This is a genomic window from Reyranella sp. GW821-FHT12G01, assembly GCF_058806575.1.
This window is the reverse complement of record NZ_JBXAPV010000001.1, coordinates 1011860-1038727: the sequence shown is the minus strand read 5'-3', so window position 1 is coordinate 1038727 and position 26868 is coordinate 1011860. Positions and strand designations below refer to the sequence as shown.

At 66.8% G+C, this 26868-nt stretch carries 30 protein-coding genes; 10 read left to right on the top strand and 20 right to left on the bottom strand.

All coding sequences use genetic code 11. The features are described from left to right. Nucleotide 1: 1 nt before the first annotated feature. From AC1RP5_RS05125 to AC1RP5_RS05105, 5 genes are all read right to left on the bottom strand, one after another. Nucleotides 2-2197 carry a peptidase domain-containing ABC transporter gene (locus tag AC1RP5_RS05125; RefSeq protein WP_493109512.1) on the bottom strand — a complete coding sequence of 732 codons (2196 nt, stop codon included), beginning with the start codon at nt 2195-2197 and terminating at the stop codon, nt 2-4. Nucleotides 2198-2306: 109 nt separating this feature from the next. After that, nucleotides 2307-3593 carry a methionine adenosyltransferase gene (gene metK / locus AC1RP5_RS05120; RefSeq protein ID WP_493109511.1) on the bottom strand — a complete coding sequence of 429 codons (1287 nt, stop codon included), beginning with the start codon at nt 3591-3593 and terminating at the stop codon, nt 2307-2309. A gap of 213 nt (nt 3594-3806) precedes the next feature. After that, the gene (locus AC1RP5_RS05115) at nt 3807-4226 is read right to left on the bottom strand and encodes a helix-turn-helix domain-containing protein (RefSeq protein WP_493109510.1); all 420 of its coding nucleotides are present in this window, start codon (nt 4224-4226) and stop codon (nt 3807-3809) included. Between the two features lie 221 nt (nt 4227-4447). Beyond that, nucleotides 4448-5971, bottom strand: a complete 1524-nt coding sequence (gene lnt, locus AC1RP5_RS05110) for an apolipoprotein N-acyltransferase (protein ID WP_493109509.1) — start codon at nt 5969-5971, stop codon at nt 4448-4450. A 15-nt stretch (nt 5972-5986) separates the two neighbouring features. Further along, nucleotides 5987-6934: a hemolysin family protein gene (locus AC1RP5_RS05105; protein ID WP_493109508.1), complete on the bottom strand. Its 948-nt coding sequence runs from the start codon at nt 6932-6934 to the stop codon at nt 5987-5989. A 50-nt stretch (nt 6935-6984) separates the two neighbouring features. Between AC1RP5_RS05105 and AC1RP5_RS05100 the strand changes: the two genes are divergently transcribed. Continuing rightward, nucleotides 6985-7815, top strand: a complete 831-nt coding sequence (locus AC1RP5_RS05100) for an aldo/keto reductase (protein WP_493109507.1) — start codon at nt 6985-6987, stop codon at nt 7813-7815. Between the two features lie 162 nt (nt 7816-7977). On the opposite strand, the gene ybeY is transcribed toward AC1RP5_RS05100, so the two are convergent. The 6 genes from ybeY to AC1RP5_RS05070 form a co-directional block, all read right to left on the bottom strand. Further along, nucleotides 7978-8412, bottom strand: a complete 435-nt coding sequence (ybeY, locus tag AC1RP5_RS05095) for an rRNA maturation RNase YbeY (protein WP_493109506.1) — start codon at nt 8410-8412, stop codon at nt 7978-7980. Nucleotides 8413-8437: 25 nt separating this feature from the next. Further along, the gene (locus tag AC1RP5_RS05090; protein ID WP_493109505.1) at nt 8438-9412 is read right to left on the bottom strand and encodes a PhoH family protein; all 975 of its coding nucleotides are present in this window, start codon (nt 9410-9412) and stop codon (nt 8438-8440) included. Next, entirely contained in the window at nt 9409-10827 is a 1419-nt protein-coding gene (gene miaB, locus AC1RP5_RS05085; RefSeq protein ID WP_493109504.1) for a tRNA (N6-isopentenyl adenosine(37)-C2)-methylthiotransferase MiaB, read from the bottom strand. The genes AC1RP5_RS05090 and miaB overlap by 4 nt, the downstream gene beginning before the upstream one ends. Nucleotides 10828-10871: 44 nt before the next feature. After that, nucleotides 10872-11741 (bottom strand): lysophospholipid acyltransferase family protein, encoded by an 870-nt coding sequence (locus AC1RP5_RS05080; protein ID WP_493109503.1) that lies wholly within the window; start codon nt 11739-11741, stop codon nt 10872-10874. Beyond that, nucleotides 11738-12577: a GNAT family N-acetyltransferase gene (locus AC1RP5_RS05075; RefSeq protein ID WP_493109502.1), complete on the bottom strand. Its 840-nt coding sequence runs from the start codon at nt 12575-12577 to the stop codon at nt 11738-11740. Before AC1RP5_RS05075 ends, AC1RP5_RS05080 begins: the two co-directional genes overlap by 4 nt. Before the next feature lie 66 nt (nt 12578-12643). Beyond that, nucleotides 12644-13081 (bottom strand): Fur family transcriptional regulator, encoded by a 438-nt coding sequence (locus AC1RP5_RS05070; RefSeq protein ID WP_493109501.1) that lies wholly within the window; start codon nt 13079-13081, stop codon nt 12644-12646. A 44-nt stretch (nt 13082-13125) separates the two neighbouring features. On the opposite strand from AC1RP5_RS05070, the gene AC1RP5_RS05065 reads away from it, so the two are divergent. Further along, nucleotides 13126-13359: a sulfurtransferase TusA family protein gene (locus AC1RP5_RS05065; RefSeq protein ID WP_493109500.1), complete on the top strand. Its 234-nt coding sequence runs from the start codon at nt 13126-13128 to the stop codon at nt 13357-13359. Here AC1RP5_RS05065 and AC1RP5_RS05060 read toward each other — a convergent pair whose 3' ends face one another. Then, nucleotides 13360-13830 (bottom strand): GNAT family N-acetyltransferase, encoded by a 471-nt coding sequence (locus AC1RP5_RS05060; RefSeq protein ID WP_493109499.1) that lies wholly within the window; start codon nt 13828-13830, stop codon nt 13360-13362. Then, nucleotides 13831-14505, bottom strand: a complete 675-nt coding sequence (gene tsaB, locus AC1RP5_RS05055) for a tRNA (adenosine(37)-N6)-threonylcarbamoyltransferase complex dimerization subunit type 1 TsaB (RefSeq protein ID WP_493109498.1) — start codon at nt 14503-14505, stop codon at nt 13831-13833. Nucleotides 14506-14562: 57 nt separating this feature from the next. On the opposite strand from tsaB, the gene ddpX reads away from it, so the two are divergent. Beyond that, nucleotides 14563-15120 (top strand): D-alanyl-D-alanine dipeptidase, encoded by a 558-nt coding sequence (ddpX, locus tag AC1RP5_RS05050; RefSeq protein WP_493109497.1) that lies wholly within the window; start codon nt 14563-14565, stop codon nt 15118-15120. 28 nt (nt 15121-15148) lie between these two features. On the opposite strand, the gene AC1RP5_RS05045 is transcribed toward ddpX, so the two are convergent. The 6 genes from AC1RP5_RS05045 to AC1RP5_RS05020 all read right to left on the bottom strand — a co-directional run bounded on the left by AC1RP5_RS05045 (nt 15149) and on the right by AC1RP5_RS05020 (nt 20522). Beyond that, nucleotides 15149-16258, bottom strand: a complete 1110-nt coding sequence (locus AC1RP5_RS05045; RefSeq protein WP_493109496.1) for a glucosaminidase domain-containing protein — start codon at nt 16256-16258, stop codon at nt 15149-15151. Nucleotides 16259-16354: 96 nt separating this feature from the next. Then, complete coding sequence (locus AC1RP5_RS05040) at nt 16355-16903, bottom strand: NifU family protein (protein ID WP_493109495.1); 549 nt, start codon at nt 16901-16903, stop codon at nt 16355-16357. Between the two features lie 302 nt (nt 16904-17205). Next, nucleotides 17206-17688, bottom strand: coding sequence for a universal stress protein (locus AC1RP5_RS05035; RefSeq protein WP_493109494.1), 483 nt, complete (start codon nt 17686-17688; stop codon nt 17206-17208). Between the two features lie 19 nt (nt 17689-17707). Next, on the bottom strand, nt 17708-18559 hold the full coding sequence (locus AC1RP5_RS05030) for a TIGR02186 family protein (protein ID WP_493109493.1): 852 nt from the start codon (nt 18557-18559) through the stop codon (nt 17708-17710). Beyond that, entirely contained in the window at nt 18556-19482 is a 927-nt protein-coding gene (locus tag AC1RP5_RS05025; protein WP_493109492.1) for a sulfite exporter TauE/SafE family protein, read from the bottom strand. The genes AC1RP5_RS05030 and AC1RP5_RS05025 overlap by 4 nt, the downstream gene beginning before the upstream one ends. A gap of 8 nt (nt 19483-19490) precedes the next feature. Beyond that, the gene (locus AC1RP5_RS05020; RefSeq protein ID WP_493109491.1) at nt 19491-20522 is read right to left on the bottom strand and encodes a DUF2333 family protein; all 1032 of its coding nucleotides are present in this window, start codon (nt 20520-20522) and stop codon (nt 19491-19493) included. An 83-nt stretch (nt 20523-20605) separates the two neighbouring features. Between AC1RP5_RS05020 and lipP1 the strand changes: the two genes are divergently transcribed. The 3 genes from lipP1 to AC1RP5_RS05005 are packed head-to-tail and all read left to right on the top strand — an operon-like array spanning nt 20606 to nt 23187. Then, nucleotides 20606-21559, top strand: a complete 954-nt coding sequence (gene lipP1, locus AC1RP5_RS05015) for a LipP1 family hormone-sensitive lipase (RefSeq protein WP_493109490.1) — start codon at nt 20606-20608, stop codon at nt 21557-21559. Beyond that, nucleotides 21556-22680 carry an MFS transporter gene (locus AC1RP5_RS05010; RefSeq protein ID WP_493109489.1) on the top strand — a complete coding sequence of 375 codons (1125 nt, stop codon included), beginning with the start codon at nt 21556-21558 and terminating at the stop codon, nt 22678-22680. Before lipP1 ends, AC1RP5_RS05010 begins: the two co-directional genes overlap by 4 nt. Nucleotides 22681-22740: 60 nt before the next feature. Beyond that, a complete protein-coding gene (locus AC1RP5_RS05005; RefSeq protein WP_493109488.1) occupies nt 22741-23187 on the top strand; it encodes a MarR family winged helix-turn-helix transcriptional regulator in 447 nt (148 codons plus the stop codon). A 125-nt stretch (nt 23188-23312) separates the two neighbouring features. Here the strand turns inward: AC1RP5_RS05005 and gloB are convergent, their stop codons facing one another. Next, nucleotides 23313-24089 carry a hydroxyacylglutathione hydrolase gene (gloB, locus tag AC1RP5_RS05000; protein ID WP_493109487.1) on the bottom strand — a complete coding sequence of 259 codons (777 nt, stop codon included), beginning with the start codon at nt 24087-24089 and terminating at the stop codon, nt 23313-23315. A gap of 71 nt (nt 24090-24160) precedes the next feature. Here gloB and AC1RP5_RS04995 point away from each other — a divergent pair, with 71 nt between their 5' ends. The 4 genes from AC1RP5_RS04995 to AC1RP5_RS04980 are packed head-to-tail and all read left to right on the top strand — an operon-like array spanning nt 24161 to nt 26820. Next, nucleotides 24161-24949: a class I SAM-dependent methyltransferase gene (locus AC1RP5_RS04995; protein WP_493109486.1), complete on the top strand. Its 789-nt coding sequence runs from the start codon at nt 24161-24163 to the stop codon at nt 24947-24949. Nucleotides 24950-24970: 21 nt separating this feature from the next. After that, on the top strand, nt 24971-25903 hold the full coding sequence (locus AC1RP5_RS04990) for an NAD(P)-dependent oxidoreductase (protein WP_493109485.1): 933 nt from the start codon (nt 24971-24973) through the stop codon (nt 25901-25903). Continuing rightward, complete coding sequence (locus tag AC1RP5_RS04985) at nt 25893-26381, top strand: YbaK/EbsC family protein (protein WP_493109484.1); 489 nt, start codon at nt 25893-25895, stop codon at nt 26379-26381. The genes AC1RP5_RS04990 and AC1RP5_RS04985 overlap by 11 nt, the downstream gene beginning before the upstream one ends. After that, nucleotides 26374-26820: a GNAT family N-acetyltransferase gene (locus tag AC1RP5_RS04980; RefSeq protein WP_493109483.1), complete on the top strand. Its 447-nt coding sequence runs from the start codon at nt 26374-26376 to the stop codon at nt 26818-26820. The genes AC1RP5_RS04985 and AC1RP5_RS04980 overlap by 8 nt, the downstream gene beginning before the upstream one ends. Nucleotides 26821-26868 lie beyond the last annotated feature (48 nt).

The window sequence follows — 26868 nt, the reverse complement described above, 5'->3', positions numbered from 1 at the left end:
CTCAGCCGAGCATCGGACGCGACGGCAGCGACGACGCGCCCGGCGTCTGACCGCGGCTCGCCTCGGCCATGCGGATGCGGGCATAGGCCATCACCTCGGTCGGCGGACCAACCCGTTCGATCCTGCCGTCCATCACCAGCGCGACGCGATCGGCGATGGCCAGCGGCGCGAGACGATGGGTGATCATGATGACGGTGCGGCCGCGCGTGTTGGCCTTGAGCTGGCGCAGCAACTGTTCCTCGGTGGCCGGATCGAGCGCGCTGGTCGCCTCGTCGAGGATCAGGATTCGCGGATTGCGGATCAGCGCGCGCGCAATGCAGAGGAGCTGGCGCTGTCCCGTCGACAGCCCCTGCCCGCGTTCGCCCAGGACGGTGTTGTAGCCCTGCGGCAGGCGCTGGATGAAATCGTGCGCGCCGACGAAGCGCGCGACGGCCACGACGCGGCCGGGGTCCTTGTCGACGACGCCCATCGCGATGTTCTCGCGCACCGAGCCGGTGAAGAGCTGCAGGTCCTGCGGCACGGCGCCGATCTGCGCCCGAAGCTGCGCCGGCGAGATGTGGGCGATATCGGTGCCGTCGACCAGCACGCGGCCATCGGTCGGGCTGAGCAGCCCCTGCACCAGATTGGCGATGGTGGTCTTGCCCGAACCGGAAGGTCCGACGAGGCCGATGATCTCTCCCGCCTCGATCGAGAGATCGGCTTCGCGCAGAATCGGCGGACCGCGATCGTTGGCGCGATAGGTCACATGCTCCAGCGCGATCTCGCCGACCAGGGCCGGCATCGGCGCGAACTCGCCCGGCGGCGTTTCGGTCGCCTCGCCCATCAGTTCGTCGATGCGCTTGAAGGCGGCGCTCACCGCCTGAAGCTGGTGCCAGGCGCCGGCAAGCTGGCGCATCGGCTGCAGCGCGCGCGCCGCCAGCATGTTGGCGGCGATGAGTGCGCCGATCGTCAGGCGATGGTCGGCGATCTCGGCCACGCCGATCATCACGATGACGAGCGAGGCCACGAGCTGCAGCGAGCCCGAGGCGCTGGCGGCGATGCTGGCGAGGTTGTTGGCGCGCAGGCTGGTGCGTGCCGACTGCTCGACCCGCGCCTGCCAGCGCTTCTCGACTTCGGCTTCGAGGCCCAGCGCCTTGATGGTGGCGGCGTTGGCCACCGTCTCGTTGAGCGTCGAGCTCTTGGCCGCGAGTGCCTGGAAGTTTTCATCGGCAAGGCGTCGCTGCGTGCGATGGCTGGCAAGCGACACGCCCACCAGCACCGGAATCGCGAGGGCCACGACGAGGCCGAGAGTGGCGCTGATCCAGAAGGTGGCGGCGAGGAAGAGCACGACGAACAGCAGGTCGATCGCCAGCACCGGCATCTGGCCGGTGAAGAAGCCGCGCAGCACGTCGAGCTGGCGCAACCGCTCGGCGATGACGCCCGACGGCGTGCGTTCGAAATGCCGATAGGGCAAGGCCATCAGATGATGCAGCACCTCGGCGCTCATCAGCGCATCGAGACGCGCGCCGGTGCGCGCCGACAACCAGCCGCGCATGACGCGCAAACCAAAATCGGCGGCGTAGGCGACCAGCATGCCCGCGCACAGCATCGCCATCACCGACCAGAGTCCCTCGGGCGGCCGGTGAGCGATCACGATGTTCACCACCAGCATCATGAAGAGCGGCGTGAGCAGGCCGAGAACGTTGATGAGGAACGACGCGGCGGCGAGCTTGAGGACGACCGGCCGCACGCGGGCCCACAGCGGCGCATACCATCGTTCCGACGGACGCGGTCCCAGCGGCGGGCGCAGGACCAAGGCACGCGAGCCCAGCGCGCGGGCCTCCTGCGCCGTCGCCTGCCAGACGCGCCCCTCGACGACGTCGAGCACGGTCCAGTTGTTGGCGCGGCCCGAGACCACGACATGGACCGATCCATCCATGGCCGTGACGGCGAAGGGGAGCGGCAGTTCGTCGAACGGCCGGCTGGCGAGATCGACCGCCTCGCTCTCGAGGCCGAGCCGCGTCGCCACCGTGAGGAACGTCGCTTCGTCGAGACCGGCCGCGGGCACCGACGCCAAGCAACGCACATCGGCCTCGCTGACCGGCCGTCCGACCTGCTGGGCGATGTAGAGCAGCGCCCTCATCAGGGCATCGACATGGAGGCGGCCCGCCTCATCCCAGTCGGGCTGCTGGAAGCCGCCGTTCTCGAGAGGAGCCATTCGCCAAGGGTAACAGAAACACCCTTGGATTCAATTATTTAGGGGAATTCCCTAAAGCAAAGGGCGCACACCTTGCGGTGTGCGCCCTGCTTTTCGAAGCTCCGGAGACCTAGCGGGCGCCGAAAGCGCGCTTCAGCTCGGCCACGAGGTCGGTGCGCTCCCACGAGAAGCCGCCGTCCTTCTCGGGCTTGCGGCCGAAATGACCGTAGGCCGCGGTGCGCTGGTAGATCGGCTTGTTGAGCTGCAGCGAGCGACGGATGTTGGTCGGACGCAGCGGGAAGAGATCCGACAGGACCTTCTCGAGCTTGCGCTCGTCGACCTTGCCGGTGCCTTCGGTGTTCACATAGAGCGACATCGGATCGGCGACGCCGATCGCGTAGGCGACCTGGATCAGGCAGCGGTCGGCGAGGCCGGCGGCCACGACGTTCTTGGCGAGGTAGCGCGCGGCATAGGCGGCCGAGCGGTCGACCTTGGTCGGGTCCTTGCCGGAGAAGGCGCCGCCGCCGTGCGGGGCAAAGCCGCCGTAGGTGTCGACGATGATCTTGCGGCCGGTGAGGCCGCAATCGCCGTCGGGACCGCCGACGACGAAGTTGCCGGTCGGGTTGACGAAGAAGTCGGCGGCCTTCTTGGGCATCCAGCCCTTGGGCAGCGACTTCTCGACGTGAGCCGTGATCATCTCGCGGATCATGCCCGAGTTGTACTTCTTGCCCTTCTTGTTGGCTTCGCGGTGCTGGGTCGAAACGACGACCTTGGTGGCGCCGACGGCCTTGCCGTCGACATAGCGCACCGTCACCTGGCTCTTGGCGTCGGGCTGCAGGTCACCGAGCTCGCCTGAGCGGCGGGCCTTGCTCAGCACTTCGAGGATCTTGTGCGAGAAGAAGATCGGAGCGGGCATGAACGAGCCCTTCTCGTATTCTTCGCTGTCGCGGCAGGCGAAGCCGAACATCAGGCCCTGGTCGCCCGCGCCTTCCTGCTCGCCGAGATTGCCGCCCTTCTTCTTGGCATCGACGCCCATCGCGATGTCGGGCGACTGGCCGTGGAGCAGCACCTCGACGTCGGCGCCATGGAACGAGAAGCCGTCCTGGTCGTAGCCGATGTCGCGCACGACATCGCGCGCGATCTGGCTGATCGCCTCGCGGTTCACGACGGTGCTCTTGCCGTACTTCTTCATGTACGGCTCGGAGGCGCGGCCTTCGCCGGCGATCACGATCTTGTTGGTGGTGACCAGCGTCTCGCAGCCGAGGCGCGTGTTCGCGTGGCTGTCGTCGGCATGGCCGAGCTTCACATCGTTGGCGATGAACGCGTCGAGGATCGCATCCGAAATCTGGTCCGCGACCTTGTCCGGGTGACCTTCGGAAACCGATTCACTGGTAAAGATATAGTCCTTGAGCGCCAACAGACCCTCCCAAAGTTCTGGACTCCGGGCAGGGCGGTAATGCCGCCAACGGCCGGCTTAGCCTTTATTTGCGCGGTGGCAAGTCGTCCAAATCCGTCCGCGGCGGCTCCGACCATCGGAGCCGCGGTTCGCTAAAAACGCCAAAAGCCGGTGAAAATCAAGAGGATCGCGGGGGATTACCTGCGCCGATCCGTCCCGGCCCAGCGCCTCCTGCTAGCGACCCTTGCGGGTCGCCGTCGCCGCCTCGGCGTGGCTGGCCGCACCGACGGCCTTGACCATCTCGAAGATGCGCTTGCGCACGCGGCTCTCGCGGATCTTGTAGTAGGCCCGGACCAGTTCGAGGGTCTCGCGCTTGATCAGCGGATCCTTCTCCTGCTCGAACGGCGTACCCGCCTCGCCGAAGCCGCCCTTTTTGCCGCGGCCCGACATCGGGCGGCCGGCCAGGGCGTTCGAAGGCATCTCATCGAAGAAATAGGAGACCGGCACGTCGAGGACCTTGGCGAACTCGAACAGGCGGCTGGAGCCGATGCGATTGGAGCCGCGCTCGTACTTCTGAATCTGCTGGAAGGTGAGGCCGACAGCCGTCCCAAGTTTCTCCTGGCTCATGCCCAAGAGGGTGCGCCGCTGGCGCATCCGCGCTCCGACGTGAACATCTACGGGATGCGACTTCGCCATCAGGTGCCCTACTCCTTCCGAACTTCCAAACACGAGGTAAACACCGATACGGCGTAATCATGGCCGAATGGCGTGCAGCGACTGCTGTCAGGTTTAGATATGCAAAAACGCATATCTACACGCGTAAGCTGCATATTACTTAAGACCCTTAAAAAAGGAATGCAAGCCGGAACGTGCCGTTAAGAGCTTGAAACTGCTGTTTTTTCATCTCTTGTGAAGCGAGCGGAGACTGCAAGAAGTCCCGCCGCCAGCACCAGCAGCATCAGGAGCGCGCCATCGCCCCAACGACCATAGGGTGTGGGCTCTCGCGCTGCGGGAATTTGATGATCGATGATCCCGTCCTGCTGCATGTCGAGCGCCGCCAGCACGCGGCCATAGGCATCGATCACGGCCGAGACGCCGGTGTTGGCGGCGCGAATCATCGGCAGCCCTTCCTCGACAGAGCGCAGGCGTGCGCTGGCGAGATGCTGGTACGGACCGCTCGACAGGCCGAACCAGGCGTCGTTGGTGACGTTCAGCAACCACAGCGGCCGCGCGCCCGGCCCCGTGACCGCGGCCGGGAAGATCACCTCGTAGCAGATGATCGGCGAGAAGGATGGCAGGCGCGGCAGGTCGAGCGTCACACGCGACAGGCCTTCCTCGAACGAGCCTCGCCCGATGAAGCCGGAGACCGGCGCGAGCTGCTTGTGAAACGGGATGTACTCGCCCAGGGGAACGAGGTGGACCTTGTCGTAGGTCGCCACGATGGCGCCGGCGCCGTCGATGACCAGCAGCGAGTTCCACACGCCTTCGTCGCGATTGCCGGTGCCGCGCGCGGCGCCGGTGAGAAGATAGCCGTTGGGCGGCACGGCCCTCGCCATCGCCTCGAGAGCGGGCGAGCCCGGTTCGACGATGAAGGGCGGCGCTGTCTCAGGCCAGATCACGGCCGCCACCTTGTCGAAGCCGGGACGGCGGCTCATGTCGACGAGCGTGGCGAGCTGACGAGCCCGATTCTCCGGCCGCCATTTCTCCGCCTGCGGCGTGTTGGGCTGGACGATGCGCACCGCCGGCCCACCGACCGTGTCGGCCGGGTTGGACATCAGCGACTGTCCGGCAAAGCCTGCGCCACCGGCGACGACCAGTGCGAGGATCGATGCACGCCATCCCGCCACCGGCGCGGCCAGGATCATGAAGGTGAACAGGCCGAGCCCATAGACGCCGAATAAGGCCGCGCCCTGCAGCAGCGGCGTCGCGAAGGCCCAGACATGTCCCAGCGGATTCCACGAATAGCCCGTGAAGAGATGGCCGCGCAGCCACTCCGCCATCGTCCACATGATGGCCAGCAACAGCAGGCGGCAATAGCGGCCGCCCAGCGAAGGCCAGCGCAGCGCGGCCCATTTCGCCGCGCCGGCGGCCATTGCAGGAAAGAAGCCGAGGAGTGCGGCAAGCCCGATGACGATGGGCGGACCGAGTGGGCCGTAGTCGGCCGGCGGCACGAAGAAGGCTTCCACGATCCAGTAGGAGCCGACGGCGAAATGCCCCGTCCCCCACGCCCAGGCGCGCAGGAGTGCGCTCTTCGGTCCCGGCGCGGCGTCCCACAGCCAGACGAAGATCACGACGCCCAGGACGGCCAGCGGCAGCCAGTGAAGCGGCGGCATGGCGAGAGCCGCGAGGGCGCCCGCCACGAAGGCGACGCCCGCGGCGCGCCAGCCTTTGAGGGTCATCGTGTCATTCGGCGATCAGGCCGCCGGCGCCGTGGTCGGCGGCCGCACACGCAGACGACGGATGCGCCTCGGGTCGACATCGAGGATCTCGAACTCCACCCCCGATGGATGACGGACCACCTCGCCGCGTTCGGGGATGCGGCCGAGCAGGGAGAAGATTAACCCGCCGACCGTGTCGATTTCGCGTCGCTCGTCTTCCGACAGGACCTTGCCGATCTCCTCCTCGAGGAGCTCGATCGGCGTGCGGCCGTTGACGTCGATCGTACCGTCGACGCGGCGTGCGACGGTCGGCGTCTGCGCGACGTCGTGCTCGTCCTCGATCTCGCCCACGATCTCCTCGACGAGATCCTCGATGGTGAGAAGCCCGTCGGTGCCGCCGAACTCGTCGACGACCAGCGCCATGTGGGTGCGCGAGCGGCGCATGTCGAGCAGCATGTCGAGCACCGGCAGGGTCGGCGCCACGAACACCACGCGACGCAGGATGTCGCGCAGATTGAACTTCTTCGACGTGCCCCAGTAGGCCAGCACGTCCTTGATGTGGATCATGCCGATCACGTCGTCGAGCGACTCGCGATAGATCGGATAGCGCGAATGCGCCTCGGCCTGGATCAGCCGTACCACCTCGTCGAGCGGCGTGTCGGCGGCGATGCCCACGATGTCGACGCGGGGCACCATGACGTCGGCCACCGTCTTGTCGCGCAGCTTCAGGATGTTGGCGAGCAGGACGCGCTGGTCGTCGCTGATCGGGGTGTCGCTCTCGGGCGTCTCCTCGATCAGTTCCTCGATGGCTTCGCGAACCGCTTCGTTCTTCTCCTTGCGGCGCAGACGCCGCAGGATGGCGCGCAGCAGCCCGCCGCTCGAAGGGACATCAGGGGCCGGCGATGTGACCGGGGTCGATAGAGGCTCAGTCGACGAAGCCGGGCTGACGCCCGGCTTGGTACTGTGCGCTGTGGAATCAGGCATGGCCGATAAGATAGGCTATCGGCCCCGCGTTGCAATCATGGAAGTTCCTGATGCGTTCCTGCAAGCTTCCGTCCGGCGCTGAAATGCCGGTGCTCGGCCTCGGCACTTGGCGGATGGGCGAGAACGCGCGCCGCCGGGCCGAGGAGCTCGATGCCCTGAAATATGGCCTCGATCTCGGCTATCCGATGATCGACACCGCCGAGATGTACGGCGAGGGCGGCGCCGAGGAGATCGTGGGCGACGCGCTGCAAGGCCGCAGCACGCGGCCCTTCATCGTGAGCAAGGTCTATCCACACAATGCCTCGCGCACCGGCACGATCGCGGCCTGCGAACGCAGCCTGAAGCGGATGCGGCTGGAGCGCATCGATCTCTACTTGCTGCACTGGCGCGGTGGCTCGCGGATCGAGGAGACGTTCGAGGCTTTCCATAAACTGAAACAATCCGGAAAGATCGGCGATTTCGGCGTCAGCAACTTCGACCTCGACGACATGGAAGACGCCGCCGAACTCGACAAGGGCCTGAACGGCACCAACCAGGTGCTCTACTGCCTGTCGCGCCGTGGCCCTGAGTTCGACCTGCTGCCGTGGATGCGCAAGCACGCCATCCCGTTGATGGCCTATTCGCCGCTCGACCAGGGCGCGTTGCTGCGCAAGGCGCCGCTCGTGAAGCTGGCCGACGAGGTCGGCTGCACGCCCGCGCAGCTGGCACTGGCCTGGTTGTTCGCCCAGCCGGGCGTCGTCACGATTCCGAAGTCGTCGAGCCGCGAGCGCGTGAAGGAGAATTTTGCGGCGCTGCAGGTCAAGCTCTCGCCGAAGGTCCTGGCCGAACTCGACCGCGCCTTCCCACCGCCGAAGGCGAAGCAGCCGCTGGAGATGCTGTAGCGTCTTTTCAGACTTCAACGACGACCTCACCCCGAGGAGCGGCCGCAGGCCGCGCCTCGAAGGGTGGGCATGCGCACCACGTCCGTTGTCCATCCTTCGAGACGGCCCTTCGGGCCTCCTCAGGATGAGGTGGTGCGGGTGAATGGAGTTGAGAAGAGCTCTCTATCGCTCGACGTAAGGATCGGCGATCCCGAGCTTGGCCAGCACGCGACGCTCCAGCGCTTCCATGCGCTCGGCGTCTTCATCGCCCGTCTCGTGATCGTAGCCGAGAAGATGCAGCGTGCCGTGCACGACCAGGTGCGTGAAATGATCGGCGGGCGACTTCTTCTGCTCGCGCGCTTCGCGCCACACGGTCTGTCGCGCCAGCACCATGTCGCCCAGGAAATCGCGCTCGCCCGAGGGATAGGACAGGACGTTGGTCGGCTTGTCCTTCTTGCGGTCGCGCGCGTTCAGCACGCGCACGCCCTTGTCGTTATCGAGCGCGACGTTGAGCGAGCGTAGGCCGCTGCGGCGTGTGCCCTCGAAAGCCGCGCGCGCCGCGCGCCGCGCGAGCTTCTCCGCCTCGGGCAACTTCTCGAGCCACGCCTCGTCCAGCACGACGACCGTGCAGCGAAGCGACGGCTTAGCCTTTGGCTTTCTTGTCGCGGGCGTCATAGGCATCGACGATGCGCGTCACGAGATCGTGCCGCACCACGTCCTGGGAAGTGAGGCGTACGAAGCGCACGCCCTCGACGTTCGCGAGCGTCTCGACCGCGTCGTTCAGGCCCGACTTCTGGTTGTTCGGGAGGTCGGTCTGGCTGGGATCGCCGGTGATGACCATGCGCGAGCCTTCGCCGAGGCGCGTCAGGAACATGCGCATCTGCATCGGCGTCGTGTTCTGCGCCTCGTCGAGGATGACGTAGCAATGCGCCAAGGTGCGGCCACGCATGAAGGCGAGCGGCGCGATCTCGATCTCGCCCGATTCCATGCGATGCGCGATCTGCTCCGCCGGGATCATGTCGTGCAGCGCGTCGTAGAGCGGCCGCAGATAGGGATCGATCTTCTCTTTCATGTCGCCGGGCAGGAAGCCCAGCCGCTCACCCGCCTCGACGGCGGGACGCGACAGCACGATGCGCTCGACCTTGCCGGCCAGCAGCAGCGACACGCCCATGGCGACCGCGAGATAAGTCTTGCCGCTGCCGGCCGGTCCCAGCGCGAACACCATGTCGCGCTCGCGCAAGGCCGCGAGATAGCCGCGCTGGCCCGGCGTGCGCGCCTGGATGGTGCGCTTGCGCGTGCGGATGCTTTCGGCGTCGCCGCCTTCGGGGCCGCTGCGGGCAAAGCGCACTGCGGCGTCGATGTCGGCGCTTTCGATCGACAGGCCGCGCTTCAGCCGCTCGTAGAGGCTCGCGATCGCCTTCTGCGCCACGGAGGCATCGTCGGGCGTGCCGGTGATGGCGAGCTGGTTGCCGCGCGCGCTCAACTGCGCGTTCGTGAGCTGCTCGATGCGCACGAGGTTGCGGTCGTGGTTGCCGTACAGGACGGCCACGAGCGCGTTGTTGTCGAACGTCATGCGCCGCACGTCGGCGGCGCGGGTGCCGGTGACCTGGTCGCTCATGCGGCGGCCTCGTACGGGCCGATGACGATCTCGCCCAGCAGGCTGTTGGCGTAGCCCTCGATCAGCCGTACGTCGACGATGTGGCCGAACAGGCGCGGATCGCCCTGGGCATAGACCGACTGCAGCCACGGCGTCTTGCCCATGATCTGGCCGGGCTTGCGACCCGCTTCGGCGAACAGCACCGGCACGGTCGTGCCGGCCTTCGATTCGTTGAACGCGCGCGCCTGCTGTCCCAGCAGCGCCTGCAGCGCGGCAAGGCGCGCCACCTTCACGTTCTCCGGCACCTGGTCGGTCAGCGCCGCGCCGGGCGTGCCCGGCCGGCGGCTGTAGCGGAAGGCATAGGCCGAGGCGAACCCCACCTGTTCGATCAGCCGCATCGTGTCGTCGAAATCGGCATCGCTTTCACCGGGAAAGCCAACAATGAAGTCCGACGACAACGCGAGGTCGGCGCGGGCGTTGCGCAGGCGATCGACGATGCGCAGGTAGAGGTCGCGACCGTGCCCGCGATTCATCGCGTCGAGAATGCGATCCGAGCCCGACTGCACCGGCAGGTGCAGGTACGGCATGAGCTGCGGCACGTCGCCGTGCGCGGCGATCAGGTCGTCGTCCATGTCGCGCGGATGGGAGGTCGTGTAACGCAGCCGCGCCAGGCCCGGGATCTCGCCGATCGCGCGGACCAGGCGGGCCAGCGACCAGGTCGATCCGTCCGGGCCCTCGCCGTGATAGGCGTTGACGTTCTGGCCGAGCACCGTGAGTTCGAGCGCACCGGCGGCCACGAGCTGACGCGCTTCGGCGAGCACCGCCGCGGCCGGCCGCGAATATTCCATGCCGCGCGTATAGGGCACGACGCAGAAGGTGCAGAACTTGTCGCAGCCTTCCTGGATGGAGAGGAAGGCCGAGCCCGCGCGAATGCCCTGCGGCGAGGGCAGATGGTCGAACTTGCTCTCCGGGGGAAATTCCGTGTCGAGCACGCCAGCACCCGGCGCATGCTTGCCCATGCCCCTGCCCGCGGCGGCCGACTTGCGAGCGACCTGCGCCAGCAATTCGGGGAAGCGGTGATAGGCCTGCGGTCCGACCACGATATCGACCGCGGGCTGGCGACGCAGGATCTCCTCGCCCTCGGCCTGGGCAACGCAGCCCGCGACGGCGATCGTGTAGTCGCGCCCCTCGGCCCGGCGCTCGGTCTTGAGGTCGCGCAGGCGACCGAGCTCGGAATAGACCTTCTCGGAGGCATGCTCGCGAATGTGGCAGGTGTTCAGCACCACCAGATCGGCCTGGTCCGGCGCTTCGGCCGGCGCATAGCCCAGCGGCCGCAGGACATCGGCCATGCGGTCGGAATCGTAGACATTCATCTGGCAGCCATAGGTGCGGATGAACACGCGCTTGGGCTGCCCGTCGGTGCGGACGTCCTTCATCGGTCTCCGGTGCTGGAACGGGCGGTTTCTATCACCGCAGCCGGTCAGGGTCGAGGGGCGACCGGGGCGGGCTCGGCCAGCGACGGCAGCAGTTCGGGCCGGCCGGAATTCGCCGCCTGCACGCCGGCGGATACCTGACGATAGCAATATTCCGCCAGCTTCTTGCGGTCGCCCAGGCGCTCGATATCGATCGGCGGGAAGAAGGTCACCACCGCCTGCGTCTCGCCGAGGCAGACCATCTGCCAGAGGTGCGGCACCAGATCGAGGTCGCCGAACCAGGCGAACAGCGGCCGCCAGTAGCGGCCGAGCGGAATGCCGTCGAGGCGCGTGTAGGAGATCGCCACCGGTTGCACCACGATCGGCCGGTCGTCACGGCGAAGCTGCGCGACGCCGAACAGGGCGCTGCGGAAGGGCAGTACGCGCGTGCCGTCGCTGCTGGTGCCCTCGGGAAACAGCATCAGATTGTCGCCGGTGTTCAGCCGACGCATCATCTCGTCGCGGCTGTCGCTGGTCTTGTTCGAGCGGCGCTCGACGAAGATCGTGCGCTGGGCCTTGGCCAGCGTGCTGAAGAACGGCCACGTCGCCACCTCGGCCTTCGCGACGAAGCAGCCGGGAATCTGGCTGCCCAGCACCTCGATGTCGAGATAGGAGACGTGGTTGCAGACGAAGAGCGTCGGCGTGACGGTCGAACGCTCGCCGTTCACCTTCACCTTGATGCCGAGGATCGTGCAGACCGTGCGGTGATACATCACCGGCATCCACCGGATGACCGGCGTCACGCGGAACGCCAGCGCCAGCAGATGGAACGGCAACATCAGCAGCGTGAGCAGCAGATAGCCCAGCAGCCGAAATGCACCTCGCAGGGGAGAACCGATCCAGGTCGCTGCGAAAGGAACGTCCGCGGCGTTACTCACGCATTTCCGCGTTCGTAGTGGCGGATGTACTTCTCCGTCACCAGCTCGGTCTTCACGGTGATGAAGACGTCGGTGCTGCCGAATTCATGATCGATCACGGCGCCATCGCCGACGAACCCGCCCAGCCTAAGGTAACCCTTGATGAGCGGCGGCACGCGCGCCAGCGCCTTGCGCGGGTCGTAGCTGCCGGGCTCGAGCATATCCATGTTCACGTAGCGGCTTGGCAGCGCGCGAACGCGAATCTCCTCGGGCGCGAGATTGTGGTGATAGAGGTAGGACAGCGCCTGGGCGTGCTGGGAAGGATCGGTTCCCGGGATGCTGGCGCAGCCGAACATCACCTGGATGTTGTAGTGATAGGCATAGAGCGCGATGCCGCGCCAAAGCATCTGCATGGTCGCCGTGTTGCGGGCGTCCTTGGCGATGCACGACCGGCCGAGTTCCAGCACCTCGCCGGGATAGTCGATCATCTTCTGGATGTCGTACTCGGCCGACGAGTAGAAGCGGCCCATCTTCGCCGCTGCCGAACGGCGGATCAGGCGATAGGTCCCGACGATGCTTTCCGGTCCCTCGCCGCGGCGGCGATCGAGCACCAGCAGATGATCGCAGACGTCGTCGAACGGATCGAAATCGCGGCCAAGCGCCTTCATCTCCGGCGACGCTTGCGCCGCCATTTCTTCATAGAAGACGCGAAAACGTAGAGCCTGCGCCGCTTCGATTTCGGCCGAGGTTTGCGCCAGGCGCACCTCGAAATCGCCGGCAACGACCTTCACGATCTCCCGATTGGAGATCGGCGGTCCAAGAAGCTCGGCTTCGCCGTCAGCGCGGTCGATGCGCATGCTGAATCCGCAAGGGGGCCGCCCCGGTCATGGGCCCATTATCGGGGTGGCGATGGCTCCGTCCACTTATTTTTGGCGGTCGGATTTCCCGTCCAGGGGAACACCGTAGAGTTCCAGGCGATGACCGACGAGCCGATAGCCGGCTTTCTCCGCGATCTTGCGCTGCAGCTCCTCGATCTCGTCGTTGTGGAATTCCACAACCTTGCCGCTCTGGATATCGATCAGATGATCGTGGTGCTCGTCCGGCGTTTCCTCGTAGCGCGCACGTCCGTCGCCGAAGTCGTGCTTCGCAAGGATGCCCGCTTCCTCGAACAGCCGTACCGTCCGGTACACGGTCGCAATCGAGATATTCGGATCGATCGTCGTCGCGCGACGATGCACGGCCTCGACGTCGGGATGATCCGACGCTTCCGACAGGACGCGCGCGATCACGCGTCGCTGGTCGGTCATCTTGAGGCCGCGCTCTGCGCATAGGACTTCGAGTTTGGACTTTCGGTCTGGCATGTGGGCCTACCCTACACTGGCAGGCGTTCGGGGTATAGTTGGACATGTCCATACAGGCTGACCATGACATCGACATTACCGGCGAGGTCTGCCCCATGACGTTCGTGCGGACGAAGCTCAGGCTCGAACGCATGCAACCCGGGGAAACCCTGGCCGTCCGCCTGCGCGGCGACGAGCCGTTGCGCAATGTCCCGCGGTCCGCGCGCGACGAAGGCCACGCCATCCTCGCCATCGAAGCCGATGGCGATGCCCATATCGTGACCATCCGGCGCGTTTGATCAGCTGAGAGTGAGACGCATGACGAAGGCGTCGGCGGCCGGCCGGCCCTTGCGCAGGTAATAGCCGGCGCGGCGGCCGACCGTGCCGAATCCCAGCGGATCGTAGAGCGCGCGGGCGGCCCGATTATCCGCAGCGACCTCAAGGAAAAGCGTCCGGGCACCGCCTGCGCGGGCATGCGCGATCACGGCATCGAGCAACTGGCGGGCCGCCCCGCGTCGGCGATGGCCGGGATCGACCGCGAGGGTCAGCAGTTCGGCCTCGTCGGCCACCGAGCGGCAGATGGCCATGCCGAGATCGAAGGAGCCTTCCGTCAGCAGGAAGCCCGCGCAGCCGGGCGACGCCAGCAGGCCGGCAATGTCCTGGCGTGTCCAGCCAGGCTCCCCCAGGGGCTCGAACGCCTCGCGGTGAAGGCGCGCGGCACGATCCAGGTCGACCGCGCGGAGGGGATTGAGAACGAAGCCGTCGGTCATTCACTCCACCGTACGGCGGGCGCCATCGGGTAGCGTTATGTTCACGCCGCGCAGGTAGAGCGGCCGCGGCAGGCCTTCCGCGCGATTGCGCGCGCGCCATGCTTCGACGCCTTCGGCATCGGCGAGACAGCCGAGGACGGTCGGATCGGGCGGACCTTCATGGTCGGCCACGTCGATGCCCGCGGCCTGCAGCGTGTGAACCAGCGGCGCCACGTCCTTGCCGACGACCAGACAGGCACGGCCGGCAAGGCGTCGGGCGAGATCCTCGGCCGTCGTCGCGAACGGAGCCGCCTCGTCGCCGATCGTGCAGAACCAGTCGCCAAGCTTGGTATCGACGGCGGCGACCACCAGCCGCTCCGTCTCCGGTGCCTGGGCGCGCAACACCGAGGTGGTAGGGATGCCGGCCAAAGGAATGCCGAGACCGACCGCCAGGCCACGGGCGGCGGACAGACCCACGCGGACGCCGGTGAAACTGCCGGGGCCGGTCGTGACGGCGATCAGGTCGAGTTCGGTTCGCATCACCCCGGCCTGTCCCAGCGCGGCGACGATCGCCGGCAGGAGGCGCGCCGCCTGGTCGCGTCCCTCCTCGAAGAGACAGGCCAGCGAGACACCGTCACGGATCACCGCAACGCCCTGCCCGCTCACCGCACAGTCGAACGCCAGGACGGTGCTCACACGCAACCGCCGCGCCGGACACTGGCGTTGATGAGGGCGGCTGGGCATTGTTGCGTCATGAAGCTCGACATTGTTCCTATCGCTCCGCCCGACTTCGATGTCGATGTCACGCTGGCTTATGCGACGGACGCAAATCTAACGGGGCGGCCGGTGTATCGAAACGCCGAATGCTGGCTGCACCGGGAAGCCGCGGAAAAGCTCGCCGCGGCGATCGACCTCGCCCGCCCGCTCGGATACCGGCTGCGCATCTTCGATGCCCTGCGGCCGGTCGAAGCGCAGTGGGCGCTGTGGAACGTCAATCCCGATCCGGAATTCATCGCCGATCCCCGTCGCGGCTCGCCGCATTCGCGCGGCGTGGCGGTCGACCTCAGCCTGCTCGACGCAGCGGGCAACGAGCTCGACATGGGCACCGCCTTCGATGCCTTCACGCCTTTGTCGCATCACGGGCGCACTGACATTTCCGCCGAGGCGCAGCGCAACCGCCTGGTGTTGATGGGCCTGATGACCACCGCAGGCTGGGACTTCTATCGAAACGAGTGGTGGCACTATCAGCTGTTCGACGCGCGGCGTTATCCGCTGGTCGCCGACGCCGATCTGCCGCGCCCGATGATGTAGGCAGCCGGCTTCGTCCCGGCGGCGGCCCTCAGAAGCCCGAGAGCCGCGCCTTGTCGAAGTCCCGCAGGTCGTTCTCGCGCATGATCTGGCGAACGAACTGCACATAGCCCTGGCCGCGCTCGGAATAGCGCAGCAGCGAGCCGATAAGGCGGAAGCCATCCGGATCCTCGCCGCGATCGCGCATCGCCGCACGCTCGTTGCGGAAACTGGCATAGGCGGGATGGGTGTTGAGGTTCGCGATATAGGCTTCGGTCGATTCGCCGACGTCGGCGAAAGGCTGCGGCATGCCGGCGCCTGGCTTCCACGGCACCGCGACGCTGTGGCGTCCGACCGCCTGGATCTGGCCGTACAGCGCGTTGCCGGTGCGCGCCGCGAACGACGTGCCCCAGCCCGATTCGACGCCGCCCTGGGCGATCGCCATCGACGGCGGAACGATATCGACGCGGCGGACCAGCTCGTCGATCTTGTCGACCGAGCCGTCGTAGCGGTCGGCGAGATCGTCGAGCCAGATGCGCTCGATCGCCGTCAGCATCTGCGGCGTCGAATAGAGCTTGTCGCGCAGATAGAGAAGCTGCTCGCGATCGGCGAGGACGCGCTGGTTGACCTCGAGGATCACCGGGAGCAGCGCGGTGATGAACAGCATCTTGCGCTCGTTGCCGTCCTTGTTGCCGAGATCGGCCGGCACGCGGTCGACCTTGTACGGCGGCACCGCTTCGCCTTGGCGGATATCGGTCAGCGTGTAGGAGACGTCGCGGAAGAAGCCGGCGAGTTCGTCGGCCGAACGCGGGCTGATCGCCCGCACCTGGACTTGGCGGCGAACCGCATTGCCGGGCGCCGCGAAGCGGCCGTGGCCACCCGAGCCGTCGCGCGCGGAACGGTTGGTCATCTCGTCGGGCTCGCTCACCTCGTGGCGCACGAACATCAACGCGGCGGGTTCGGCATCCATCACGAAGAGCGACGCCGGCTCGGACTCATGGGCGTAGGCGCTGCCAACGCCCACGAAGGACAGGTAGGGCGTCACGTCGACCGACGGCAGCGGCTTGTAGAGGACGACACCCGTCGCCAGCACCGCCGCCCAGGCGGCGGGAAAAGCATAATTGCGCCCACGCTCGATCGCGGGCCGTAACGTCAACTGCATGCCACACTCTTCATTCTGCGCGCACGAACGGCCCATCGCGCGGCCCCATAGGGGCCGCGATCGCCAATTCAACGCGTACGCTTGAGCGAAAGCGGCTTACTGAGCCGCTTGGACTTCCACCACTTCTGGCACGTAGTGCTTCAGAAGATTCTCAATCCCCATCTTCAGCGTGGCGGTCGAGCTCGGGCAGCCCGAGCAGGACCCCTGCATGTGCAGGTAGACGATGCCATCGCGGAAATCGTGGAAAACGATATCGCCGCCGTCCTGCGCCACAGCGGGCCGGACGCGGGTGTCGAGAAGTTCCTTGATCTGGGCCACGACCTCGTCGTCATCCGACGCAGCGGCGGCGGCCGTATCTCCATCGACGATCACGGGATCGCCGGACGTGTAGTGCTCCATGATGCCGCCGAGGATCGACGGCTTCATGATCTGCCAATCCCGATCGGCCGTCTTGGAGACGGTGACGAAGTCGGAGCCGAAGAACACGCGCTCGACGCCTTCCACCGCGAACAGCCTCTTGGCAAGCGGTGACGACGTGGCGGCCTCGACGTTGGCGAAATCCGCCGTCCCCTTCTCCATGACCACACGGCCGGGGAGAAACTTGAGGGTCGACGGATTGGGCGTCTGCTCGGTCTGGATAAACAAACCTACCTCCGGTTCGAACGCTTCACGGATCACCGAAAGGGTACCGCTTCGCGTCGCTCAGGCTGGGGGACAGGACGTCTCCGAACCCCACTCGATGGACTCGGACGTAGGAACCACGGTCAAGCTGATCAAGATGATTCTTGAGTGGCACTGTATAAATATTATGGAATAATTTGATATTATTTATATTAATCAAATACTTAAATAAATTATTTCCGAATGTAACCTTTGTCGCCAGTTCCGACACAAAGAAGCTTTCGAAGCAGATCGCCGCAGAAGGCACACACAACTTCCCGCACGACTCATGAAATCGCGTCGATCTCCGCTTCGGTCAGCGCGCCCGGAACGATCGTCAGCGGGATGCGGAGTTGAGCGCCGGCCTTGCCGGTGAAGGTCGTCACCAACGGCCCCGGTCCCTCGCCGCTCGATGCGCTTCCCAGGACCAGGACGGAGATCGAGCTGTCCTCAGTCAGCAGCTTCACCAGCTCATCGCGGCTCTTGCCTTCGCGGATGTAGATCGACGGCGGCTGGCCGGTCAGCGAGACCGCGACGTCGGCGTGGCGGGCCACTACTTCCTCCGCCTGCTGGCGCGCTTCCTCGCGCATCAGCTCGACGACGGAGCCCCATTGCTGGCCTTCCGGCGGATCCATGACATAGAGCATCGCGACCCGGCCGCCCGTCCGCTTGGCGCGCCGGCAGGCGTACCAGAGTGCCTTGCGCATCTCCGGGCTCTCGTCGACCACGACGAGAAAGACACGCTCATTGACCTTGGGCTGCACGTCCATGAACCCCTCCCCCTCAATCCTAGAGGCGTCGCATGATGGCGCCGCCGAGCCAGCCGACAAACAGAGCCATCACGATCGCCCCCAGACCGTAAAGCGAGCCCTCGTGGCTCGCCCAGCCGGCGAGTTGGGCGCTGAATCCGACCTTGCCGACCGGCAGCGGCCGCGACACCGCCGCCACGATCTTTCCATCACGCACCAGATAGACCCTGATGTCGTAGACGCCCTCCGGCAGCCGCGACGGGAACGGCAGGTCGACGCGGAACAGGCGGCCCGCCTGCACCGTCACCTGGCCGATGGCGGCCGGATAGAGCCCCTCGCGCCGCTTCACCTCGACCAGGCCGGCGCGGAACTTCGCCAGCTCGGCGGCATCGCGCGGCGTCGCCGGCTTGACGCTCGCCAGCCGGTCCTCGAGCGACAGGATCTCGCCGCCGGCGCTGCGGGCCAGCAGGCGCTGCAGCGGCTGGCTGGCGGCGATGGCGTAATAGGCCGGCACGTCGTCGAACGCCTGCCGGCCGGTATTGAGCCAGATGCCCAGGAACCGCTGCTTGCGCAGCACGGTCTCGCGCGCGGGCGGGCCCGCCACCACGACCACGATCTCGCCCGGCGGATCGAACATGCCGAACATCAGGATGCTCTCGCCCTGGAAGGCCGAGGTGATCGACACACGGGCGAGCGACAGGTCGACGATCAGGTCGGGCGTCGTGGGTTCGTTCGGCACCGACGGCGGCACGCTGGCGTCCGGCGGCCCGCCGATGCTCGGCCCGGGCAAGCCGCCCGGCGCCGGCTCCAGCCGCGGGCTTTGCGCCATCGCCCCGGACGACGCGCCGACGAGCAGCGCGAGGCCGGCGACAAGACAGGCGAGGCGCCTCACGGCAGCACCTCGCGCATGCCCAGTGAATAGAACGAGCTTGGCGTGCGCAGCAGCTCGGTCAGGAGCTCCGCCGCCACCGCCAGGATCAGCAGCGACATCAAGGCCCGCAGCGCCAGGCCTGGCAGCTTGGCGGCAATGCGCGCGCCGATCGGCGCGCCGACGACGCCGCCCAGGATCAGCAGCAGCGCCAGAACGACGTCGACGGTGCCGTTGGTCGCAGCCTGCAGGAAGGTGACGTTGGCCGCCACGAACAGGATCTGGAAGTTCGACGTGCCGATCACGACCGCCGTCGGCATGCCGAGCAGGTAGATCATCGCCGGCACCAGCACGAAGCCGCCGCCCACGCCCAGGATCGCCGACAGCACGCCGATGACGAAGCCCAGGCCGATCGGTAGCAGGACGCTGATGTAGAGCTTCGACTTGTAGAAGCGCAGTTTGAACGGCAGCCGGTGCACGAGATAGTGCGTGTGCAGCTTGCCGCGCGGCCCGTCGGGATTGCGCCGGCGCTTGAAATAGGTGCTCAGGCTCTCGGCCAGCATCAGGAGGCCGATCGCCGACAGCATGACGACGTAGAGCACCGCGATCACGAAATCGATCTGGCCGATGCGCTTCAGGTAGGTGAACAGCCAGACGCCGCCCGACGAGCCCAGCATGCCGCCCGCCAGCAGGACCAGCCCCATGCGCAGGTCGACATTGCCGCGGCGCCACTGGACCTGCAGCGAGGAGATCGAGTTGGCCACCACCTGGTTGGCCTGGCTGGCGACCGCGACGGCCGGCGGGATGCCGACGAAGATCAGGAGTGGCGTGGCCAGGAAGCCGCCGCCGACGCCGAACATGCCCGACAACAGTCCGGCTGCGGCGCCGAGGCCCAGCAGGACGAACACGTTCATCGAGAGTTCGGCGATAGGGAGATAGATCTCCACGCCGTCGCCTACTTCAGCAGGATGTTGGTGATCTCGCGCAGCTGCGTGCGGGCGCGCAGCAGGTAGAAGCCCTGCGCGAGCAGGTGATTGGGAATCAGCAGCGCATCGGGATAGCCGTTCCAGACGATCCACGGGTCGAGCTGGGCAGCGATGCGGAAGGTCTCGACCGTGCCGTTCCACGCGTTGGTCAGCTCGCGGTCGCGGATCACGTTCTGAAAGTCGGAACCGAGATCGCGCAGCAGCAGGTAGTAGACGTAGAGGCGGCCCTTGTTGAAATAGAAGATGTCGTCGCATCTTGCGTCGAACAGGTCGCCCGCCTTCTCGATCACGTGCTGGTCGATCGCCGCCGAGTCCGAGCCGAGATCGTTGGCGATGCGATCGAGCAGGGCCTGGAGATTGTCGGCGCGACGCTCGAACACCGCCTGCCCGGCGCCCAGCCGCTTGTTGTAGGCCATCAGCTTGTCGCGACCGGCGCGATACTTCTGCGCCGAGGTGGCCGAAGGCATCAGCGACACGCTGGGCTGCCACAGCCAGATGTTGGGCTGCTCGTTCAGGAAGCCGCGCGCCTGTTCGAGATCGCGGTCGGTCTGGCTCGAGCCGCGCGTGCGGCCGAGCTGGTCCATCAGCTCGGTGCTGAACCGGCCCAGCGCCGACATGATGCCGCGCTGGTAGTTCGGCATGTTGTCGAGCAGACCCGACGGCATGAAGAACGGCATCATCGGCGTCCAGGTGTGGACGTCGACCTCTCGCGTGACGAGATCGGCCGCCGTGGCGACCGCCTTGCTTTCGCCTGGTGCAACGCCGCGCGCCGCGAACTGCGGATCGTCGTCGATGTCCTCGGTCACCAGGGCGCCGATCGGGTAGTAGAGGATCACCAGCACCAGGGCGATGCGCCACGTCCATCGCCATGCGGTCCGGCCGGCGGAAGAAGGCGCCGACGTCGAACGGCCCGGACGCCACGTCCGCACACTGTCCCAGCGCCGCCGCCACCAGGAAGGCGTAGCCGACGAGGGCGCGGTGTAGTCCGGTTCGAATGTCATGGCACACCTTAGCATTCGCCTCGTGACGAAACAGGGGCGACGCCTGCTAGAGTGCGCCGAATGTTTTCAATGGAGTGGGTGGAATGGCTCTCGATCCGGAATCCCAGCGGCTGATCGACCTGATGGCGGCCGCAAACCGCCCCGCCTGGAACACGCTGAGCCCGCAAGCCGCGCGCGACCTCTATCTCTCCCTGCGGCCCGGCGCACAGGGCCCGCGCCCCGCCCACGTGACGGTCGTCGATCGCACCATTCCCGGCCCCGCGGGCAACCTGCCCGTCCGCATCTATCGGCCGACGGCGGCTGCCCCCGACGCCAAGCTGCCGGCGCTGATCTATGCGCATGGCGGCGGCTGGGTGTTCGGCAATCTCGACAGCCATGACGTGCTCTGCGCCCAGCTCGCGATCGAAGCCGGCATCGTGGTGTTCCACATCGACTATCGCCTGGCGCCCGAGGCGCGCTTCCCCGGCGCCTTCGACGATGTCGTGGCCGGCCTGAAGTGGGTCGCCGCCAACGGCGAGGCGATCGGCATCGATCCCAAGCGGCTGGCCATCGGCGGCGACAGCGCCGGCGGCAATCTCGCAGCCGCGGTGTCGCTCTGGGCGCGCGACAATGGCGGGCCGAAGCTCCTGATGCAGCTTCTCGCCTATCCGGTGACGGATGCCGTGGCCCGCGCCGACTCCTACAAGCGCTACGAGGACGGCTATGGGCTGAATGCCGTCACCATGGAATGGTTCTTCGACCACTACACGCCCGACAAGGCGAACCGTGGCGACTGGCGTGTCTCGCCGCTGCGCGCGGCCTCGCTCGCCGGCCTGCCGCCGGCGCTGGTCGTCACGGCGGGCTACGATCCGCTGCGCGACGAAGGCCGCGCCTATGCCTGGCGTCTGCAGCAGGAAGGCACGCAGGCCGACCTCGTCGAGTTCGGCGGCATGCTGCACGGCTTCCTGAGCTCGCCGATGCTGCTGCACGGTGCGCGACGCGGAACGACACTCTGCGCCGCGGCGCTGCGTGAGGCGCTCGTCCTGCGCAGCCAGTGAGTTCACCCGCATCTGGTCGCGCCGTGCCCGTCAGCATGGCGCTGCCGGGCCTCGTCATCGCCGTCTGCATGATCGGCGACACGCTGCTCTATGCCGTGCTGCCGCTCTATCACGAGCAGTTCGGACTTTCGCTGGCCATGGTCGGCGTGCTGCTGTCGCTCAATCGCTGGATCCGCCTTTTAGCCAATTCCGGCGTCGCCCATCTCGGCGAGCGGATCGGCCCGCACGCGCTGATGATCGCGGCCGCGCTGGGCTCGGCCCTGTCGACGACCATCTATGGCCTCGTCGAAAATCCGACGGCGCAGATCCTGGCTCGCATTCTGTGGGGCATCTCCTACGCCTCGCTCAATCTCTCCACCCTCGCCTATGCGGTGAGCGACCGCGCCAATGCCGGCAAGCGGGTCGGCGCCAGCCGCGCCGCCATCGGCCTCGTGCAGGCCATGTCGCTGGTCGGCGGCGCCTGGATCGTGCTCGAGGTCGGCGCCCGTTCGGTGTTCCTGATCTATGGCGGCCTGACGTTGATCGCGCTCGCCGCGGCGATCGTCCTGCCGCGCCTGCCGCCCGAGCCGGCAGCGAAGAAGGGCCTGAAGCTTCCGATCCCTCATCGACTGGAAGTCTGGGGCTTCGTCATGGGCTTCTCGGGCGACGGCGTATTCCTGCTGACGCTGGCCTTCCTGATGAAGGACTCGATCACCTCGGTGGCCGCCGTGATGGCGACCGCACTGTTGCTGGCATTGCGCTGGATGGTCGAGGTCACGACAGGACCGATCGGCGGCTGGATCGGCGACCGGTTCGGCGCACGGCGCATCGCCATCGCGAACGCGGGCCTGCTGGTCGCGGGCTTCGTCCTGATCGCGCTGGACCACGAACTGCTGGGCGCGCTGATGATCGTGATGACCCGCGGCATGTTCAACACGCTGATCCCCGTGCTGGTGATCGAGCGTGGCCACGGCACCGTCCTTTCGAGCCAGGCGAGCTATTCGACCTGGCGCGACTTCGGCGCCGCCGTCGGGCCGCTGACAGCGCCCTGGCTCTTCCTCAACGTCCCGCAGGCGCCGCTTTACGCGGCCCTCGCTCTGGCTCTCGGTGTGACCGGCTACTTCTGCCTGATGAGGCGTTAAAGCTCTCTATTTGATTCCAATATACTTGCAATCGGCAATATATCGGCCTATATCGCGCCGATGAGTACCGCATCCTTCTCCGCCACGCTGAACCTGCTCCGCGCCACGGCGCGCCTCGAAGAGCGCTTTGCCGGCGAGCTCGGCTCGGTGCACGGCCTCGCCCTCAAGGAGGTGCTGTTGCTGATGCACCTCGAAAAGGCGCCGCTGAAGCGACTGAGCCGCATCGACCTGGCCAAGCGGCTGCATGTCAGCCCCTCGACCGTGACCCGCATGACCAACCCGCTGGAGAAGCTGGGCTGCGTCGGCCGCGAGGCCGATCCGCGCGACGCTCGCCTGGCCTATGTCGTGCTGACCGAGACCGGCCAGCAACGGGTCGCGGAGGCGCGCGCCACGCTCGAGCGCATGGCCGCCGACCTGTTCCGCGACCGTTGGGCCAAGGCCGAGATCGCCACCCTGGCCGACCTGCTGGGCCGGCTCACCGCCGGCCAGCCGGGGGACCTCGTCTGATCTACCTGATCTGCGGCTGTTGATCTTGTTGGAATTGACGCGCCTGCGCCGATCACAAAAACGGTGTCATCCCGAGCGTAGCGAGGGACCTTTACTCAAGGGGCGATGGCGCCGCCCGGTAACCGCTACCTGAAAACATCCTTGCGGTGACGCACTTCGGCGAACACCGCGACGGGATCGCCGCCGGCGAGGCCGACCGCGGCCTGCACCGCCGGAACGTCGACGCGCAGGAACGGGTTGGTCGCCTTCTCCTCGCCGAGCAGCGACGGCACGGTGGCCTCGCCCTTGGCGCGCGCCGCGTCGATGGCGGCCGAGCGCGCCTTGAGCTGCTGGTTGCCGGTCTCGACGGTCAGGGCGAAGCGGGCGTTCGACTGAGTGTATTCGTGGGCGCAGTAGACCCGCATGTCGTCGGGCAGCGCGCGCAGGCGGCTGAGCGACGTCCAGAACTGTTGCGGCGTGCCTTCGAACATGCGGCCGCAGCCCAGCGCGAACAGCGTGTCACCGCAGAACAGCGCCTTCTGCTCGCGGAAGGCATAGGCGATGTGGCCGCTGGTGTGGCCCGGCACGAAGAAGATCTCGGCTTCGGCCTCGCCCATCCGGTAGCGGTCGCCGTCATCGACCTCGACGTCGATGCCGGGGATGCGGGCGCGATCCTGGCGCAGGCCCACGATGGTGCAACCGGTCGCCTTCTTGATCTCCATGTTCCCGCCCACATGATCGCCATGGTGGTGGGTGTTCAGGATATGGGTGATCTTCCATCGGCGCTTTTCGGCCTCCGCGAGGACCGGACCGGCCACGGCGGGATCGACGACGGCCACGGCGCCGCTCTGCGGCTCGCGCATCAACCACACGTAATTGTCGTTGAGGACCGGGATACGGACGATGTCTAGCGTTGTGCTCATGATGCAACGTTAGCAGGGCTGGCTTGCGCCGGCCATGGCCCGTCCGGCCGGCTTTCTGCTACAGTTGGCGCATGTGGAGCGACGTCCTCGACCTTGAGGAGTTCTACGGCAGTACGCTGGGTCAGATGACCCGACGGCTGCTGCGCGCCCGCCTGCGCGAAATCTGGCCGAACGTGCGCGGCGAGACGGTGCTTGGCCTCGGCTACGCACAGCCGCTGCTGCGCCCCTTCATGGAAGAGGCCGGACGGACGCTCGCTTTCATGCCGGCCCAGCAAGGCGTGACGCGCTGGCCGCGCGAGGGCCGAAACCTCGCGACCCTGGTCGACGAACTCGACCTGCCGCTGCCCGACCGTTCGGTCGACCGCGTCGTGCTGGTCCATGCCGTCGAATGCACCGAGCAGTTGCGCCCGATGCTGCGCGAGATCTGGCGCGTGATGGCCGATGGTGGCCGCATGGTCGTCGTGGCGCCGACGCGCACCGGCTTCTGGTCGCAGGTCGACCGTTCGCCTTTCTATCAGGGCCATCCCTATTCGACCGGCCAGCTCAACGCGCTGCTGCGCGCCAACATGTTCGCCCCGCTGCGCCAGACGCGCGCGCTCTACATGCCGCCGACCCGTTCGCGGCTGGCGATGCGCATGGCGCCGGCGATCGAACGCTTCGGCCAGCGCTGGCTCGGCCGCTTCGGCGGCGTCAACGTCATCGAATCCGGCAAGCAGCTCTATGCCGGCATCGCCGAACGCAGCCAGCCGCAGGCGGTCGCCGTCTCCCGGCCCAAGCTGCGCGTCGCCAGTTCGCGCGACACCCCGCAGGTCGCGGGAGCCGCGCGCACCACCGAGGATGGCGAAAAGCCCGCCTCCTAAATTCCAAGAAGAAAGAACGACATGGCATTTTCTCCGCGCGTGATCGCGTTGCTGGGTTTTGGCGAGGCGGGATCGGCCATCGCCCGTGGTCTTGCCGCAGAGGGTGGCTGGCGTGGTCCCTCGAAGCCCGGTGACAACGCACCGCGCCGCGTCATCGCCATCGACACCGCGCTCGACAAGGACCCGCGCGGCACGGCGTTGGGCAAGACCGCACGTGGTCTCGATATCGCGATCGCCGACGGCTACACCGATGCGCTGAGCGAAGCCGATCTCGTGATCTGCGCCGTGCAGGGCGAGCATGCGCTCTCGGCCGCGAAGTCGGCCGCGCCGCTCCTGAAGAAGGGCGCGCACTATCTCGACCTCTGCACCGTCACCGGCAAGATGTCGGACGAGGATCGCGCCGAGATCGAGAAAGGCGCCGGCCGGTATGTCGACATCGCCGTCATGGGTGGCTTCTTCAAGCAGGGCATCAAGGCGCCGATGCTGGTCGCGGGCGAAGACGCCGCCGACGCCGTCACCTGGATGAACGCCAACGGTTTTGTCGCCACCTTGCTGGGACCGAAGCCCGGCAGCGCCTCTTCGGTGAAGATGCTGCGCAGCACGCTGGTCAAGGGCATCGAGGCGCTGGGCGTCGAGGCCCTGGTCACCGCGCAACGCCAGGGCATTCTGGACGAAGTGCTGGGCTGCCTGGGCGATGCCGATTCGATGGGCCTCAGCGGCTTCATCACCATGCTGGTGCAGACCCATGTCGTGCACGCCCATCGTCGCTGGGAAGAGATGGGCCTGGTCGCGCAGACGTTGCGCGAGACCGGCGTCGATCCGCTGATGACCGAGGCTATCGAGAAGAGTCATCGTCGCACCGTCGACGCACACATTGCACCCGCCGACGGCCAGGTGCCGAGCCTCGAGGATGCACTGAAGATCCTGTCGGAGAAGGTGATCCGTGGCCGGTGAGGTCTTCGATAGATTGGTGACGCTCCTCACCGACGCCAAGGCGAAGTTCCGCGTCATCGAGCATGCCCATGAGGGCAAGTCGGAAGCAATCAGCGCCATCCGCGGCAATCGCCCCGACCAGGCCGCCAAGGCCATGGTGCTGGACGTGCGCGGCGGCGGGGGCGGCAAGCGTCACGTGCTGGCGATCCTGCCGGGCAGCCGCAAACTCGACTTTGCCGCGGTCGCCACGATTTTCGAAGCGCGCAAGTGCGGCTTCGCCTCGCCCGACACGGCGCAGGAACTGACCGGCTGCGTGATGGGCGCGGTGCCGCCCTTCGCGCTCGATCCCGCGATCTCTATCGTCGTCGAGGAAGACCTGCTGGCCAACGAGACGCTGTTCTTCAACGCCGGCCGCCTCGACCGGTCGATGGAACTCGACACCAAGGACTGGCTGGCGATCGCCAAGCCGCGCCTCGCCCGGATCGCGACGCGTGACTGAGACCTGGCGGTTCGGTCCCGTCACCGAGGACGACTTCGAACCGCTGCTCGTGCTCCGCACCGAGGTGATGCGCGAGCATCTCGAACGGGTCGGCCGCTACACGCCCGAACGCTCGCGTGGCGTGTTCCGCGGCCACTTCGACGAGCCCGGCACGCGCCTGATCCTGCTGGACGGCGTGCGCGTGGGCTGCGTCGGCTTTCGCAAGCACGACCACGAGATCAAGATCGACTCGTTCTATCTCGACCGCCGCCTGCACGGCTCCGGCCTCGGCACGGTGATCCTGAAGGCGCTTTTAGCCGAAGCCGACGCGACAGGTCTCCCGGTCCGCCTCGAAGTCCTGACCGGCAGCAAGGTCGACCGCCTCTACCTGCGCCACGGCTTCGTGAAGCTGCGCGAAGACGCGATCGAGGGCTTTTACGAGCGTCTGCCCTCAAGCTAACCGTAAACTCAACAAAGACCTCATGCTGAGGAGGCCCGAAGGGCCGTC